15 protein-coding genes are annotated in these 14,052 nt (G+C 72.8%); 9 read left to right on the forward strand and 6 right to left on the reverse strand.

Annotated features, from left to right (window positions below; genetic code table 11):
* Positions 1-217: 217 nt before the first annotated feature.
* The gene (locus IL992_RS35720) at positions 218-550 is read left to right on the forward strand and encodes a hypothetical protein (RefSeq protein ID WP_193207723.1); all 333 of its coding nucleotides are present in this window, start codon (positions 218-220) and stop codon (positions 548-550) included.
* 192 nt (positions 551-742) lie between these two features.
* Here IL992_RS35720 and IL992_RS35725 read toward each other — a convergent pair whose 3' ends face one another.
* Entirely contained in the window at positions 743-1,045 is a 303-nt protein-coding gene (locus tag IL992_RS35725) for a hypothetical protein (RefSeq protein WP_193207724.1), read from the reverse strand.
* 445 nt (positions 1,046-1,490) lie between these two features.
* Between IL992_RS35725 and IL992_RS35730 the strand changes: the two genes are divergently transcribed.
* Entirely contained in the window at positions 1,491-2,573 is a 1,083-nt protein-coding gene (locus tag IL992_RS35730; protein WP_193207725.1) for a hypothetical protein, read from the forward strand.
* A 154-nt stretch (positions 2,574-2,727) separates the two neighbouring features.
* Positions 2,728-3,945, forward strand: coding sequence for an ROK family transcriptional regulator (locus IL992_RS35735; protein ID WP_193207726.1), 1,218 nt, complete (start codon positions 2,728-2,730; stop codon positions 3,943-3,945).
* 97 nt (positions 3,946-4,042) lie between these two features.
* On the opposite strand, the gene IL992_RS35740 is transcribed toward IL992_RS35735, so the two are convergent.
* The 3 genes from IL992_RS35740 to IL992_RS35750 form a co-directional block, all read right to left on the reverse strand.
* Positions 4,043-4,855, reverse strand: a complete 813-nt coding sequence (locus tag IL992_RS35740) for an SAM-dependent methyltransferase (protein ID WP_319019039.1) — start codon at positions 4,853-4,855, stop codon at positions 4,043-4,045.
* A gap of 268 nt (positions 4,856-5,123) precedes the next feature.
* Entirely contained in the window at positions 5,124-5,654 is a 531-nt protein-coding gene (locus tag IL992_RS35745) for a hypothetical protein (protein WP_193207728.1), read from the reverse strand.
* Positions 5,651-5,962 carry a PadR family transcriptional regulator gene (locus IL992_RS35750; RefSeq protein ID WP_193207776.1) on the reverse strand — a complete coding sequence of 104 codons (312 nt, stop codon included), beginning with the start codon at positions 5,960-5,962 and terminating at the stop codon, positions 5,651-5,653. The genes IL992_RS35745 and IL992_RS35750 overlap by 4 nt, the downstream gene beginning before the upstream one ends.
* Positions 5,963-6,077: 115 nt before the next feature.
* Between IL992_RS35750 and IL992_RS35755 the strand changes: the two genes are divergently transcribed.
* The 3 genes from IL992_RS35755 to IL992_RS35765 all read left to right on the forward strand — a co-directional run bounded on the left by IL992_RS35755 (position 6,078) and on the right by IL992_RS35765 (position 7,911).
* Complete coding sequence (locus tag IL992_RS35755; protein ID WP_193207729.1) at positions 6,078-6,353, forward strand: hypothetical protein; 276 nt, start codon at positions 6,078-6,080, stop codon at positions 6,351-6,353.
* A gap of 56 nt (positions 6,354-6,409) precedes the next feature.
* Entirely contained in the window at positions 6,410-7,285 is an 876-nt protein-coding gene (locus tag IL992_RS35760; RefSeq protein WP_193207730.1) for a TIGR03619 family F420-dependent LLM class oxidoreductase, read from the forward strand.
* A 152-nt stretch (positions 7,286-7,437) separates the two neighbouring features.
* Entirely contained in the window at positions 7,438-7,911 is a 474-nt protein-coding gene (locus tag IL992_RS35765) for a nuclear transport factor 2 family protein (RefSeq protein ID WP_193207731.1), read from the forward strand.
* Here the strand turns inward: IL992_RS35765 and IL992_RS35770 are convergent.
* A complete protein-coding gene (locus tag IL992_RS35770) occupies positions 7,883-8,830 on the reverse strand; it encodes an IclR family transcriptional regulator (protein ID WP_193207732.1) in 948 nt (315 codons plus the stop codon). The two genes, IL992_RS35765 and IL992_RS35770, sit on opposite strands and share 29 nt — an antisense overlap.
* 88 nt (positions 8,831-8,918) lie before the next feature.
* Here IL992_RS35770 and IL992_RS35775 point away from each other — a divergent pair, with 88 nt between their 5' ends.
* The 3 genes from IL992_RS35775 to IL992_RS35785 are packed head-to-tail and all read left to right on the forward strand — an operon-like array spanning position 8,919 to position 12,062.
* Positions 8,919-10,109, forward strand: coding sequence for a hypothetical protein (locus tag IL992_RS35775; protein ID WP_193207733.1), 1,191 nt, complete (start codon positions 8,919-8,921; stop codon positions 10,107-10,109).
* On the forward strand, positions 10,109-10,885 hold the full coding sequence (locus tag IL992_RS35780; RefSeq protein ID WP_193207734.1) for an SDR family oxidoreductase: 777 nt from the start codon (positions 10,109-10,111) through the stop codon (positions 10,883-10,885). Before IL992_RS35775 ends, IL992_RS35780 begins: the two co-directional genes overlap by 1 nt.
* A 19-nt stretch (positions 10,886-10,904) precedes the next feature.
* Positions 10,905-12,062: a sulfotransferase family protein gene (locus IL992_RS35785; RefSeq protein WP_193207735.1), complete on the forward strand. Its 1,158-nt coding sequence runs from the start codon at positions 10,905-10,907 to the stop codon at positions 12,060-12,062.
* Between the two features lie 115 nt (positions 12,063-12,177).
* Here IL992_RS35785 and IL992_RS35790 read toward each other — a convergent pair whose 3' ends face one another.
* Positions 12,178-14,052, reverse strand: a complete 1,875-nt coding sequence (locus IL992_RS35790) for a caspase family protein (RefSeq protein ID WP_193207736.1) — start codon at positions 14,050-14,052, stop codon at positions 12,178-12,180.

Here is a 14,052-nt window from a genome sequence, read left to right on the forward strand (position 1 = left end):
GCGACAAAAAATGCGTCATCATCCATGCCGCGCTTGGCATGGGCGGGGCTGAGGCCATGGCGTGGGGTATGAGGTCAACGTTGCTTATGTCCGCGACGAAAGCCCATTGCCGCATGGCCTTGGTAGGTAGGTGCGTTCCACGATGTCTCGCCGCTGCACGTCCTGCTCCCGACCGTTTCGGGTTCTGACGGCCCGTCGCCTGACGCTGGCCACTCTCGTGGTCGCGGTCGCGTGGAGCGCCGCGGTCCAGGAGGCCGGCGCGAGCGCGCAGTCCCTGCGCCGTGCTCCGATGAGGGTCGTCACCGGCCACGGCGGTGGCGGGGGCCAGGTGGCGGCGGGCGGGACGGCCACGGCGCGGCAGTTCCAGTCGGGCAACGGCAAGTTCAACCAGAATCTCAATGGCGTGTTCGCCCCGACCTTCATGATCGGCCAGCAGCAGACCGGCATCACGAATGGCGGGCGCATCAGCACCCAGGGCGCCTTCTGCGGTCCCGGCCCCAGGAAGTGCAAGATCTGGCAGAACATGCCCATCAACGCCAATGGCTGGTGATCGCGTTCGAATGCGCGCGGGCCGTCGATTCCGCGAATGCGGGGGTCGCGCTGACTGATATGGCAATGATGCCGTAAGACGCCGCGCGCGCCGGGCGCGGGAAACCGGTGGGTCACTAGCCTGAAAAGGCCTGGGCGAAAAGGGCCGCCCGGAGCATTGCGGCGGCGACTGGCGGGAGCGCGCGATGAAGTGTCAGTGGTACGGCGGGACGGCCACGAGGAAGATCGGCCTGGGTCTCCTCGCCTGCGCGTCGGTCGTGGCGGCGCTGGCCGTCGCCGGCCCTGCCGCCGGGGCCACGCGCGCGCACGGGCGGGAGACGCCACGCCACCAGGAGTCCGGGCCCCGGGCCGTGCGGCCCGGCACGGACGCCCAGCCCGGGCTCACCGCCTCGAGTCCCACGACCAACCGCGGGACGCAGCAGATCACCATCAACGTCGCGAACGGCGGGACCGGCATCCAGAACGCGATGTGCAGGGGCAGCCGGGCGTGTGACATCGCGCAGGCGCTCGGCACGCCCTACGCGGGCGCTTCGCCCGTGCCGGCCCCGGCCCCGCAGGCGTCGCCCAAGGCGAGAGCGGCGGCCCGCGCGGGAGCGGCGCCCCGTGCGGGGGCGGCGAATCGTGCGGGAGCGGCGTCTCGGCATGCGGCGGTCTCTCCGGGCCGGCGGGGGGCCGGCCTCCAGGCGGCGCCGAATCGCGGGCGCGCTGTCCCACGGCCGGCGCCCGCGCCCCGCCCGGTGCCGCCCGTCTCCGGACCGCCCCACCGGTAGCCCTCACCCGCCGGGCGACGGCCGTACGGCCCGCGGCGATGCGGACCCCGGCCCCGCAGCCCGGCCGGAGCCGGGGCCCGAACGCTGCTTCGCCCGCCGTCGGTGGCCAGGACGCGCCAGGCCGGGTGACCACGGGCGGCGTATCGCGCCGGCCTGCCGGACAATGCCCCGGTGAGCGATCTCGACTTCTTCGCCGATTTAGTGATCACGGGCACAGTGCTCGGCCTCGACCACACCAGTCGCCGGGACGAGGTCGAGGAGGTGCTCGGGCGCGACTGCACGTTCGAGGCCCCGTCGGGGATGATCTCCGACTTCGGCCTGGTCGAGTTCGGCTGGTCGCGGGATCGGCCCCGAGACGACTGGAGCGTCGTCTACTTCGGCGCGCAGGCGCACCGGCTCCCGGACCTCACCCGCGAACACATGCCGGCGGCCCTGCTCGGCCGCTACGGCGGTTTCCGCTCCCGGCTCTACGTCGGCGAACTGCGCGCCGCCGTGGAGGCCCGCGGGTTCACGCTGGAAGAGCGCCCCACCTTCAACGAGGGCTGCGTCGACTACTGGGAGCCCACATCGGGGATGGGGGTCGTCGCGGTGACCGACCCGGAGGAGTGGGATGAACCATCGGGCACCGTGCTCAAGATGCTCGGGCCGGGACGCCGGTATTCGTGGCGGTCCTTGGAGGGACGTGAGCAGGCGTTCAGGAGCTACTCCGATCACCTGCTGACGTTGCCGGAGCGCGAGCTGGTCGTCTGGCTGGACAGGCGCGAACCCGGAGGGGAACGTGAGCGCGCCGATTGGTGGGCCTGTCTCCGCGGTACGGTCGCACGCCGCACCGGGGGAGCCCCCGCGGAGAACGCACGGTGGCGGCGGCTCGGGATGGATCTCGACCGGCACGCGGCGCAGCGGGGAGTCGACGCCCCGGACGAGGCGGCCGTCAACCTGATCATCGCGCTTGCGAAGGCGCGCGAGCTGGGCATCGCCGACGGGCTGCCGACGATGGACGACGCAGTGGGACGGTGGCTGGCGGCGACGACCACCTTCGCCAACGCCCTGCGGCTGTGCACGGAGCGGCCCCTGACCCCCGATGACGTGCGGTTGTCCCGCCGCCTGCGCAACCAGATCCATCTCGTGCAGCCTTTCGTGCCGCACCTCGCGTCCGCCGCCCTGGCGGAGGAGATGCGGCGCTGGGCCGGGCTCAAGGGCTCGTTGCTTCGTCTCCCGATGTCGGGGGGTCAGAGCGAGCGGGCGCAGCCGTGAACGCTGGGCTCCGCCGCGGACGCCTCGGTTGGTAATCTCAAGATGAGGAAGGGGTCACGGCCCAGTCCTCCTGTCCACGGCCCGCCAACGAGGAATTCCTCCGAGTCGTCAGGATTTGCGCACCATGTCGAAAGCCGGTCGGTCCCAAGAGGAGATGCGCCGGCGCAACCTCGGCGATCTGCTGCGGCACGTGCACCTGTCCGGCGCGCTGTCCCGTTCGGAGCTGGCCGACCGGATGGGCCTGAACCGCAGCACCATCATGGCGCTGACCGCCGAGCTGTCCGCGGCGGGCCTGGTCAGCGAGGAGCTGCCCGGAGACACCGGCAGGGCGGGCCGGCCGTCGCTGGTGGTGCGCCCGGAGCGCGACCGGGCGCACGTGCTGGCCTTCGACGTCCGGGTCGACCGTCTGGTCGCGGCCCGGGTGGGACTGGGCGGTGAGATCCTCGACCGCCGCGAGGCGGTCAGGCCCCGCGCGGGCGCGGACCTGGAGGACGTCGTCGGCGTGCTCGCGGGCTTCGGCCGCGAGCTGCGGCGCGGCGCACGGCCGGGCTCGGTGTGCGTGGGGGTCGGCGCGGCCTACTGCGGCATGATCAGGCCCGACGACGGCACGGTGCGCTACGGGCCCTACGTGGGGTGGGTGGACCAGGCGTTCGGCGTCGAGCTCGGCTCCCGCCTGGGGCTGCCGGTGCTCGTGGGCAACGAGGCCCACCTGGGCGCGCTGGCCGAACGCGACCGCGGTGTGGGCCGCGGCTTCGACAACCTGATCTACCTGCACGGCGACGTCGGCGTGGGTGGCGGGATCATCGTCGGCGGCAAGCTGCTCGGCGGCGACGGCGGCTACGGGTGCGAGCTGGGGCACATGATGGTGAACCCGTACGACGGGCGGCCCTGCATGTGCGGCTCGCGTGGCTGCCTGGAGGCGGAGGTCGGCGAGCACGCCCTGATCGACGCCGCGGGCCGTTCGGGCGAGCTGAGTGGCCGCGAGGGCGTACGCGCCGTGGTGGAGGCCGCCGGACGCGGGGACGCGGCGGCCGAGGAGGCGCTGCACCGGATCGGCGACTGGCTGGGCATCGGCGTGGCGAACCTCATCAACCTCTTCAACCCCGGCATGGTGATCTTCGGAGGGATGCTGCGGGACGTGTACCCGGGTTCGGCGGCGCAGGTCGGGCGCAGGGTCGAGGCGAACGCCATGGTGATCTCCCGCGAGCAGGTGCGGCTCCGGGTGTCGGCGCTCGGCGACGACGTCACGCTGGTCGGGGCCGCGGAGCTGGCCTTCTCCAGGCTCCTGGCCAGCCCCTTGGAGGTGCTCGCGGAGATGCGGCGTCGAACGGCACACCGGGCGGCGCCCCGGAGGCGCGCGCTGGCGCTCTGAGCGCACGCCGGCACGGGGTTCACGGGAGGACGACGCGTCCGTCCGGGGCCTGATCCTGGTCGTGAGCGGGGAGGAGTGAGGTCTCCCGTGCGATGGCTCAGGTGACGAGCCCGACTCCGCCCAGGATCTCGCCTCCCGGCACGCCGTTCCATTCGGGCTCCACGGTCTCGGGCCGCCACCGGTGCAGCGGCACGACGCCGGGCTCCAGCACGTGGAGGCCGTCGAGGAGGCCGAGGACCTGGGCCGCGGTGCGGGGCACGATGCCGCCCGCGGTGGTCGCGGTGTAGACGTCCCGGCCCCGCCTGACCGTGTCGTCGTCCAGGTCGCCCTGGGTGATGTGGGAGACCGCCAGGTGGCTGCCCGGGACGAGCGGCTCGCGGAACGCGCCGACGACGTGCGCCGCCTCCGTGTCGTCGGTCACGAAGTGGAGGACGGCCAGCATGATCAACGCGACCGGCCGGGTGAAGTCGAGGTGGGTGCGGACGCCGGGGTGGCCGAGGATCGACTCCGGTTTCCGCATGTCGCCGTCGATCACGATCGACCGGGGGTTGTCGGCGAGCAGGGCGCGTGCGTGGGCGAGCACGATCGGGTCGTTGTCGACGTAGACGACCCGGGACTCCGGCGCCTCGGCCTGCGCGACCTGGTGGACGTTCTCCTGCGTCGGCAGCCCGGTGCCGATGTCGAGGAACTGCCGGATTCCCGAACGTGCCAGGTGCCGTACGGCCCGCACGAGGAAGGCGCGGTTGGTCCGGGCGACCTCGCGGGCGTTGGGCAGGATCGAGATGATCTTCTCCGCGGCTTCGCGATCGGCCGCGAAGTTGTCCTTGCCGCCCAGGTAGTAGTCGTACATCCGGGCCACGCTCGGCGTGCCGGGGTCCACCACCCACGCGGGAGCCTGCTCCTCGTGCACCCTCTGCCCTCCACTGCTCGGGTCCGGTCCACGGCATGGGACGACGACCATCCTAGGGACTGGAGTGCCGCTTCTGACCGTCTGATCCGACAATCGGCAATGTCGGATGTCCCCTCGGTGTCCGGCCACGGCCTCCTGAGCCGGCGGGATCAGACCTTCTCCGTGGTCCGCCTGGCCGCGACGAACGACGAGATCACGAGCACGGTGAGCAGGCCCCGGTACGCGAGGCCCTTCCTGCCGTGCATGGAGAGGTTCTCGGCACGGTAGGTCAGCGCACCGCGAGTACGGTCAGGCCGGCGACGATCACCCAGAAGGGCGCCATGCTCGACACCTCGACGTACGCGGGGCCGAAGCCGGCCATCGTGAACGCGTCGCCGTGGAAGACCAGGAAGCGGCTGGACTCGAGCGCCGCGATCAGCGACAGGGCGAGTGCGACCCGTGCCCATCCGCGGATGATCGCCACCAGCAGCGCGATCGCGCCGAGGGTCCAGATCGGCCGGACGAGGTGCGGCAGCATCTCGATCTTCATGGCGAACGTGGCCGTCGCGACGGCGAGCACGCCCAGCTGCAGGCCGTCCGCCCACCAGGGCACGCCCCTGGCCCTGGCGTTCCGCGCACGGGCGGCGAAACCGCCGGAGATGAGAGCGAGCACCTCCCGGAGCGGCGGACGCCGCGTATGAGGGCCGGACGCCGCCATCAGGGTGCCGATGAGTTCCTCACCGTGCCACTCTCGATAGACCTTCGGGTAGGCCCGGAGCAGGCGGCGGTAGCGCCGTTCGAGCGCGTGCTCGGCGCTCATGCGCCCACCACCCCGATCTGTGCCGTGACGACCCTGGCGGCCTGCTGGAGCCTCACGGCCTCCTCGCGGACCGCGGCGACGCCGTCGTCGGTGACCCGGTAGTACCGTCTCGGCCGGCCGTCGACGACCTCTTCCCTGTCGACCGCCACCAGGCCCGCCTCCACGAGCCGGTCGAGCGCCCCGTACAGGGTGCCGACGGCGATCTTCACCCGTCCGGCCGACTGCTCACCCGCGCGTTTGATGATTCCGTAGCCGTGAAGAGGGGCCTGTAGGAGCGCGGCGAGGATGAAGTACGTCGCTTCCGTCATCTTGGTCACGGGGGACCATATATCGAGCGCCGATATATGGTCCAGGGCTTCCGCCGGGACCGCACCTGGTACGGGCCCGAGTGGGTAGGGCTCGATATGGGAGGGAGGTGACGGAATGGAGAAGCGCCAGCACGGGCGGACCGGACCTCCGCCCGGCTCCTCGTCGCCGCGCGACCGGTTCTGGTCGGTGTTCTCCCCGACGCCCGAACCGCCGCGCAGCGCCCGCGGCCTGCGGATGGTGCTGGCCGCCTTCGGGCTGGTCGTCTGCGGCTTCATCGCCATCACGGGGTACGCGGCCGGGCTGGTCGTGCCGGCCGTCGTCGCGACCGTGCTCGCGATCGTCGCCGCGGCCGATTTCGTCGTGCTGGTCCGCCGCCGCGCCGGACGGTGAGGAAAGGCCGAGCGGGGGCATTCAAAAATAGAACGCGTTCTCGTACGCTCCGGGGTATGCGTTTCACCTACGCCGAGGCCATGACCGACCCGTCGTACTACCTGCCGCTCGCCCGGGCCGCGGAGGCGGCGGGATACGCGAGCATGAGCGTGGCCGACTCCCTGGTCTACCCCCGGGAGTCGGACGCGAGGTATCCGTACACCGCGGACGGAGACCGGGAGTTCCTGGAGGACAAGAGCTTCATCGAGACGTTCGTCCTCATCGCGGCGATGGGGGCGGTGACGTCGACGATCCGGTTCACGCCGTTCGTCCTCAAGCTCACGGTGCGTCCCCCGGTGCTGGTGGCCAAGCAGGCCGCCTCCGTCGCCTGGCTCACCGGCGGCCGCCTCGGCCTCGGCGTCGGGCTGAGCCCCTGGCCGGAGGACTACACCGTGACGGGCGTGCCGTGGGCGCGGCGGGGCAGGCGGATGGACGAGGCCATCGAGATCGTCCGCGGCCTGACACGCGGCGGCTACTTCGAATACCACGGTGAGTTCTACGACCTGCCGCCGGTCAAGATGTCCCCGGTCCCGGCCGAGCCGGTCCCGATCCTGGTCGGCGGGCACAGCGAGGGGGCGCTGCGCCGAGCCGCCAGGCTCGGGGACGGCTGGATGCACGGCGGGGGAGACCCCGCAGAACTGGACGCGCTGCTCGCCAGGCTCGCCGCGCTGCGCGCCGAGGAGGGCACCGCCGACCGGCCCTTCGAAATCCACGTGATCTCCCCCGACGCCTACCGCGTGGACGGCGTGAAGCGGCTGGCCGACAAGGGCGTCACCGACGTGATCGTCGGCTTCCGCAGGCCGTACGTGAAGGGGCCGGACACCGAGCCGCTCAGCCGGAAGATCGAGCACCTGGAGCGCTTCGCCGAGGCGGTGATCGCCAAGGTCGGTTAGCCTCCCGAATCTCCCGGAGAGTGGACCGGCGCGGCTGCCCGTCACCGCGAGCGGGTGTCCGCCCTCGTCATGAGGCCGGCCCTTCGAGGCGGCCGAGGCGTAGGTAGAACGCGTTCTTGTCAGCGGCCCCGGGTTCGCGCATGCTGGGGCGCATGGATCTGATCGCCCTGGAGGAGATCCGCCAGACCAAGTACCGCTACCTGCGGTGCCTGGACCTCAAGCGCTGGGACGACTTCGCCGACACGCTGACCGGCGACGCCGTGGCGGCCTACGACAATCCGGTCGCCGGCGACCCGCTGCGGTTCGACGGGCGCGAGGCCATCGTCGGCTACATGCGCGCGAGCCTGGGGCCGGAGGTGATCACGACGCACCTCGCCGGTCACCCCGAGATCGAGATCGACGGCGACGACGCGAGGGGCACCTGGTGCCTCGACGACACCGTGCTCATCCCACGCCACCGCCTGATGATCCGCGGATCCGCCTACTACGAGGACACCTACCGGCGCTGCTCCGACGGGGGCTGGCGGATCAGCGGCACCGGCTACCGCCGGACGTACGAGTACACCGTGTCCCTCGACGACCTGCCCAGCCTGCGGTTCACCGCGAACCGCTGGGCCGCGTCCTGACCTTACCGGAGCCGGGACGCGCCGCCGTTCTGTCCGGGACCGTGCCGCCGAGCTCCGCGGTGACGGCGTCGGCCGCGGCCACCAGGGCGGCGCCGCGCCGGGCGATCTCGGCGCCGGTGACGGAGGCGCCGACGTGCAGGGTGAGAACGAGTTCCTGTTCGCCGCCGGGGCCGTACGCGGGCGCGGCGACGAGGTTGACGGGGTGCCTCTTCCGCGGGTTCAGGTCCGCGCCGAGGTAGACGCGCTCGCCCAGGCTCGACACCATCTCGCCGACCAGGGCGCGCACCTCCCGCGGCAGCTCGTACGCCGCCACCCCGGCCATGAGGGAGTGCAGCCGCATCCCGGCCGGGGTGAGGCTCTCCACGAGATACCCCGCCGCCCGGCACTGCCCGACGACCGCGCGCAGGTGCTCGCGGTCCATCCGCACCGGCAGCGTCGGCTCCCTGGCCAGCCAGCGCTCCAGCTCCCGGTCGGGTCCCCACAGCACGTACATCAGCCCGACGGGCGGCGCGAACGGGTAGCGTTCGCCCACCCTCACCGGCGGATCGCCGGGTGGGACGACCGCGTCGAGCACCATGATCTCGTCGCCGACGACGGCCGAGGCGGTGCAGGTGGCGTGATACCGCTCGGCCAGCGGCTCCAGGTGGCGCCGGGCCACGTCGCCGGCCAGGAAACCGCGCCGCGCCGCCCTCCCCGCAGCGATCAGCGCGGGACCGAGGCCGTACGTCAGTGTGGCGGGGTCGCGCACGAGATAGCCGGCGGCGACCAGTTCGGTGAGGATGCCCAGGCACGTGGGCTTGCTGATGCCCAGCTCGCGGGCGAGCGCGGACAGGCCGAGCCCGCGCCCGCCCGCCGCGACCAGATGGTCGAGCACGGCGACCACCCGCCGGGCGGGCGGAGAGCGCCGCGTCACTGCCATTGACCACCCCTAGAACGAGTTCTACTCTCGCGGTGGGGAAAGACTACCGCTTCGGTACATATTTGTACCGTGAACCCGAGGGAGTCCGATGGCCACGGAACCGTTCGCCCGGGCGATCGCCGAGGCCGAGGAGATCATCCGCTCCGCGCCCCACGTGCGGTCCGAGCAGGACCTGGCCGAGGGCCTCGACTACCTGGCGGGCGGCATCAAGGCGGCGTTGCACATGACGTGGGCCTACGACCGCGACTTCCCCTTCTTCGCGGCCTCCACAGGGCCGTACGCCAAGCTCGGCCTGGACAACCCCGACACGCTCTACTTCCACGCCTACATCCGGGACGACGCGGAATACGTGGTCACCGGCCGCCGCGGCACCACGGCCGACCTGAGCTTCCAGGTGCTCGACGGCGACTACTCGCCCGCGCGGTCGCCCGGCAGCCTCACCGCCTTCGACGACCGCGACATCGAGATCTCCCCGGACGGGTCGTACGAGCTGCGCTTCGGCCCGCCCGGCACGGTGGCCCGCTCCACGCCGGGCCCGAACCGCTTCACGCTGGGAACGGGCGCGGCGATGCTGATCGTGCGGGAGGTCTTCTCCGACTGGGAGGCCGAGCGGCCCGGCGAGATCCGCGTCCACCGCGCCGACACACTCGGGTCGGCGCCCCCGCCCCCGGCCGTGGACAGGATGGCCAGGCGCTACGAGGTGGCCGCGAAGATGCTGCTGGGGCGGCTGCGGACGTTCCTGGCGTTCCCGGAGCGGCACTACCTCACGCTGCCGGTCAACACGATGACCGAGCCACGGCCCACGCCCGGCGGCCTCGCGACGCAGTATTCGTCCGTCGGCCACTACGACCTCGACGACGACCAGGTCATGGTCGTCACCGTGCCCGCGGCGGGCCGCGACGTCGCGCCCTACCAGGGGTTCCAGCTCGGCAGCATGTGGTACGTGTCGCTGGACTACATCAACCACCAGACCAGCCTCACCGCCGACCAGGCCCGCCACGACCCCGACGGGAAGATCCGCTACGTGATCGGCGAGCGCGACCCCGGGCTCGCCAACTGGCTCGAACGCACCGGGCACCGCCGCGGCTACCTGCAGATCCGCTGGCAGCGGCTGACCCGCCCACTCGGACCCGGGGACGGCCCGGAGGTGGAGGTGATGCGGTTCGAGGACCTGCCGTCCCGGCTGCCCTACCACGACCGGCAGCGGGTGAGCCCGGGGGAGTGGGCGGCCCGGATCGCCGCCCGGCAGGCCGCCGTCGCCCGAAGGATGCTGGGCTGATGCCGCTGAAGGACCGGGTCGTCGTGATCTCGGGGGTCGGGCCGGGGCTGGGGCGCGGCCTGGCGCTGCGGTGCGCGGCGGCCGGGGCCGACGTGGTGCTGGCCGCCCGCGGCGAGGAGCGGCTCGCCGCGGTGGCGGAGGAGGTCGCGCGGCTCGGCCGCCGCGCCGTGCCCGTGCAGGCCGACGTCACCGACGAGGCGTCGCGGCGGCGGCTGGTCGCGACGGCGCTGGAGACCTGCGGCCGGGTCGACGGCCTGGTCAACAACGCCTTCGCGATGCCGCCGATGACGGACCTCGTCGACGTGGACCTCGGCGCGGTGCGCGCCGCCTTCGAGACCAACGTGCTCGCCGCGTTGCGGCTCACCCAGCTCTTCGCGCCGGCGCTCGCCGAGCAGGCGGGCTCGGTCGTAATGATCAACTCGGCGGTGCTGCGGCACTCGCGGCGCACCTTCGGGGTCTACAAGATGGCCAAGGCGAGCCTGCTCGCCCTCGCCCAGAGCCTGGCCACCGAGCTCGGGCCGCGCGGCGTGCGGGTCAACAGCGTGGCACCCGGCTACATCTGGGCGGACAACCTCAAGCGCTACTTCGAGGCACTGGCCCGGCGGCGCGGCGTCCCCGCGCGGCAGGTGTACGACGAGACCGCCGCCACGCTCGACCTGCGCAGGCTGCCCGAGCCCGACGAGATCGCCGACGCCGCGGTGTTCCTGCTGTCCCCGCTCGCGCGGGCGATCACCGGCCAGTGTCTCGACGTCAACTGCGGCGAATGGCACCACTGACACGTGCGGAGGCGATCGGATGAGCACGGGACGCGACGGCGTCGGGACGATCGAGGACCTGCACGCCTGGGCGAGCGGCGCCACCGGGCTGACCGATTTCGGGGACGACCCTTACCTCGACGGCCTCGGCGTGCTGCTCGAGTCGTACGCCCGGGACGCGGCGCTCACCCCGCAGGGCGCCCGGGCGGCCCGCGCGATGCTGCGCGGCGCGCTGACCGCCCGGCTGCGGTGCGAGGAGGCGTGGCGGCGGCACCCGGAGCACGCGGCCGTGCCGGTCGAGCGGCCGATCTTCGTCACCGGCCTGCCGCGCACCGGCACCACCGCCCTGCACCGGCTGCTGACCGCCGACCCCGCCAACCAGGGGCTGGAGCTGTGGCTGACCGACTCGCCCCGGCCGAGGCCGCCGCGCGAGACCTGGGCGGGCGACCCGGAGTATCGGGCCGCGCAGGCCGCGTACGAGCGGCACCACGTGCGCCATCCGGAGTTCATGGGCGTGCACTACATGTCGGCGGACATGGTCGAGGAGTGCTGGCGGCTGCTCCAGCAGTCGATGCGATCGGTCTCCTTCGAGTGCCTGGCCCACCTGCCCGCGTACTCGGCCTGGCTGGCGGCGCAGGACTGGACGCCCGCCTACCGGCGGCACCGGCGGATCCTCCAGCTCGTCGGACTGGGCGACCCCGGCCGGCGGTGGGTGCTGAAGAACCCCAGTCACCTGTTCGCCCTGGACGCGATCATGGAGGTCTACCCCGGCGCGCTGGTCGTCCAGACCCATCGCGACCCGGTCACCGCAATGGCGTCGATGTGCAGCCTCGCCGCGCAGGCGACCGCCGGGTGGTCGGAGGCCTTCATAGGCGCGGTGATCGGGCGGGACCAGCTCGACCTGTGGAGCCGGGGCCTCGACCGCTTCCACGCCGCTCGCGCCCGGCACGACCCGGCGCGGTTCTTCGACGTGCGCTACGACGAGTTCGTCCGCGACCCGCTCGGCACGGTCGAGGCCGTCTACGCCCACTTCGGGCTGCCGCTCGGCGCCGCCGCCCGTGCGGCGATGGCCCGCCTGTACGACGACAGCCGTACGGGCGAGAGCCGGCCGGCCCACACGTACACGCTGTCCGACTTCGGCCTGAGCGCCGGGGAGATCGACGAGCGGTTCGCCGGCTGTCCCGCCGGGCGCCGGTGATCGTCCCGGCGAGCGCCACGCCCAGGGGCGCGCCCTCGTTCCGGGTGCGGGACAAGCTGCTCGCGGCCGCGCTGCTCGACCTGGCGGGCCGGGGCGGCGGCCCCGCCCGCCGACGTCAGCTCGGGCTGGGCGAGACAAGGCCCAGCTCCGGCAGGCCCAGCAGGGCGCCCCGGGTGAGGAGCTCGACCAGCCAGATCACGGGCAGGGTCCCCACCGTCGCCGCCGCCCAGGTGGGCCACATCGAGATCCGCCAGGCCGTCAGGGCGAAGAGCGGAACGCCGAGCAGGAGGAACAGGAGTATCCAGGCGTCTCCGAACAGTCCGGTACGCGCCGCGAGGGGCGCCCCGGCGACCGCGGCGACGAGCGGCCCGGCGACGCCGAGCAGGAACGACAGTCGCCGACCCAGGCTCGGGTCGGCGCGGCTCGGGTCGGCGCGGCTCGGGTCGGCTCGGCCCAGGCCGGTGCCTGTCGGAACGAATCCCCAGAAGGCGACCGCGAGCGCCGCCAGCGACAGGAACCAGCTCCCCGCCGCGATGCTCATGGACGTGTCGTACGTGGGGGAGAAGTTCCTGTTCCCATAGGTGATCGCGCCGACCAGCGCGGCCACGCCGAACATCGTGGTCAGGACGGCCGCCGCCGCGGATCCGGCGACGGCGAGCGCCGGCCGGCCTGCCGTCACTGGTCCGGACGGCTCGCCCGGCGGCGGGGACTGTACGGAGAGTCTCTCGGCCGCCGGAGAAACCGTCTGACGACCGGTCGCGGCCGCGTGCTCTCCGGCGGCAGGGACGCGAGGGGGCACAGGCGGCGGCCCGGAGGCCTCCGGCGGGGTGAGCGCGTCCGCCCCCGACGAGGCCGGTGCCGTCGCAAGCGCCGCCGTCGTCGCAGCGGGAGCTCCGGTCTCCGTTTCTGGCGACTCTGATGGTGCCGGCGGTTCCGGCGGTTCGGGCGGTTCGGGGCCGAGGGCGCGCGCACCGGCCGGTTCGGCCGCTTCGGGTCGCTCCGGCGGTTCGGCGGGCTCGGGCGGTTCCGGTGATGCGGGCGGTTCGGCGCCGAGGGCGCGCAGCCTGGCGGTGGCGGCCGCGGAGACCATGCGGCTGTCGTCGTCGGCCAACCGCAGGAGCGCCTCGCGCGCCCGGGCCCTGACCAGGTCGTTGCCGATCCGGTGGAGATGGTCGAGCGTGTCCACGGCGTTCAGCCGGTCCCCGGCCATGGGGCTCGTGAGGGCGTGGACGATGTGCGCAGGCAGCGACCAGTTCACGTTCCGGGCGATGACGGTGCGGCCTTCGACGTTGTCCTGCCGCTTGGGCCGTTGCTGCGGCATCTCGGCCACGACGCGGTCGTAGACGTAGCCGTACAGTTCGTCGAGCGTGATGTCGCCGTCGCCGTCCAGGTCGGCCCGGCCGGTGCGCAGCCCCTCCACCAGGTGGCGGGTGAACACCGATCGCGGAGCCTCCCCGTGCACCCGGTCGCCCTCGAAGGCGTACTGGGTGGCGTCGGTGGCGGTGAGGACGGTGCGGCCGCGCCCCCGGAACTGGTCCAGCGCGTGCACGTCGTCACCGGCCTTGGCCAGCCGTCCGGCCGGGTAGGCCCCGCTGTAACAACAGTCGAGGATGAGGACCTTCCGGCGTGACGCGCATGCCTCCATCGCGTAGTCGATCTGCTCGCCGGATATGGCGGTGAAGATCAGACTGTCCCGCCGGGTGTCGCGCGTGGTCAGGTAGAGCCGGCCGTCGTCGTCCTTGAGGCCGTGACCCGTGAAGTACAGCAACGTCAGGTCGTCGCCGCGCCGGTCGCGGTACAGGTCGGCGATGGCCTCTCCGACCCGGTGGTTCGGCTCGTTCACCAGCGTGGTGACCTCGAAGCCGCCGATCTCCGGATCCCGGAGTACGGCGGCGAGCGTCTCGGCGTCGTGGGCCGGAGCCGTCAGGCGACGCAGACCCGCATCGTCGTACAGGTAGGTGGCGATCAGCAGCGCCAGCCGGCGGCCCAT

It is taken from the genome of Microbispora sitophila (assembly GCF_014892245.1).
GTDB lineage: Bacteria > Actinomycetota > Actinomycetes > Streptosporangiales > Streptosporangiaceae > Microbispora > Microbispora siamensis.

Excerpts from the sequence above, each read along its gene's own strand:
- IL992_RS35725 (WP_193207724.1), bottom strand. The coding sequence starts at position 1,045 with ATGTCACACGCCCGGCTGCCCCTGCACATCGCGTTCTGGATGCCGGTC.
- IL992_RS35735 (WP_193207726.1), top strand. The coding sequence starts at position 2,728 with ATGCGCCGGCGCAACCTCGGCGATCTGCTGCGGCACGTGCACCTGTCC.
- IL992_RS35745 (WP_193207728.1), bottom strand. The coding sequence starts at position 5,654 with ATGAGCGCCGAGCACGCGCTCGAACGGCGCTACCGCCGCCTGCTCCGG.
- IL992_RS35750 (WP_193207776.1), bottom strand. The coding sequence starts at position 5,962 with ATGACGGAAGCGACGTACTTCATCCTCGCCGCGCTCCTACAGGCCCCT.
- IL992_RS35755 (WP_193207729.1), top strand. The coding sequence starts at position 6,078 with ATGGAGAAGCGCCAGCACGGGCGGACCGGACCTCCGCCCGGCTCCTCG.
- IL992_RS35760 (WP_193207730.1), top strand. The coding sequence starts at position 6,410 with ATGCGTTTCACCTACGCCGAGGCCATGACCGACCCGTCGTACTACCTG.
- IL992_RS35765 (WP_193207731.1), top strand. The coding sequence starts at position 7,438 with ATGGATCTGATCGCCCTGGAGGAGATCCGCCAGACCAAGTACCGCTAC.
- IL992_RS35770 (WP_193207732.1), bottom strand. The coding sequence starts at position 8,830 with ATGGCAGTGACGCGGCGCTCTCCGCCCGCCCGGCGGGTGGTCGCCGTG.
- IL992_RS35775 (WP_193207733.1), top strand. The coding sequence starts at position 8,919 with ATGGCCACGGAACCGTTCGCCCGGGCGATCGCCGAGGCCGAGGAGATC.
- IL992_RS35780 (WP_193207734.1), top strand. The coding sequence starts at position 10,109 with ATGCCGCTGAAGGACCGGGTCGTCGTGATCTCGGGGGTCGGGCCGGGG.
- IL992_RS35785 (WP_193207735.1), top strand. The coding sequence starts at position 10,905 with ATGAGCACGGGACGCGACGGCGTCGGGACGATCGAGGACCTGCACGCC.
- IL992_RS35790 (WP_193207736.1), bottom strand. The coding sequence starts at position 14,052 with ATGGGCCGCCGGCTGGCGCTGCTGATCGCCACCTACCTGTACGACGAT.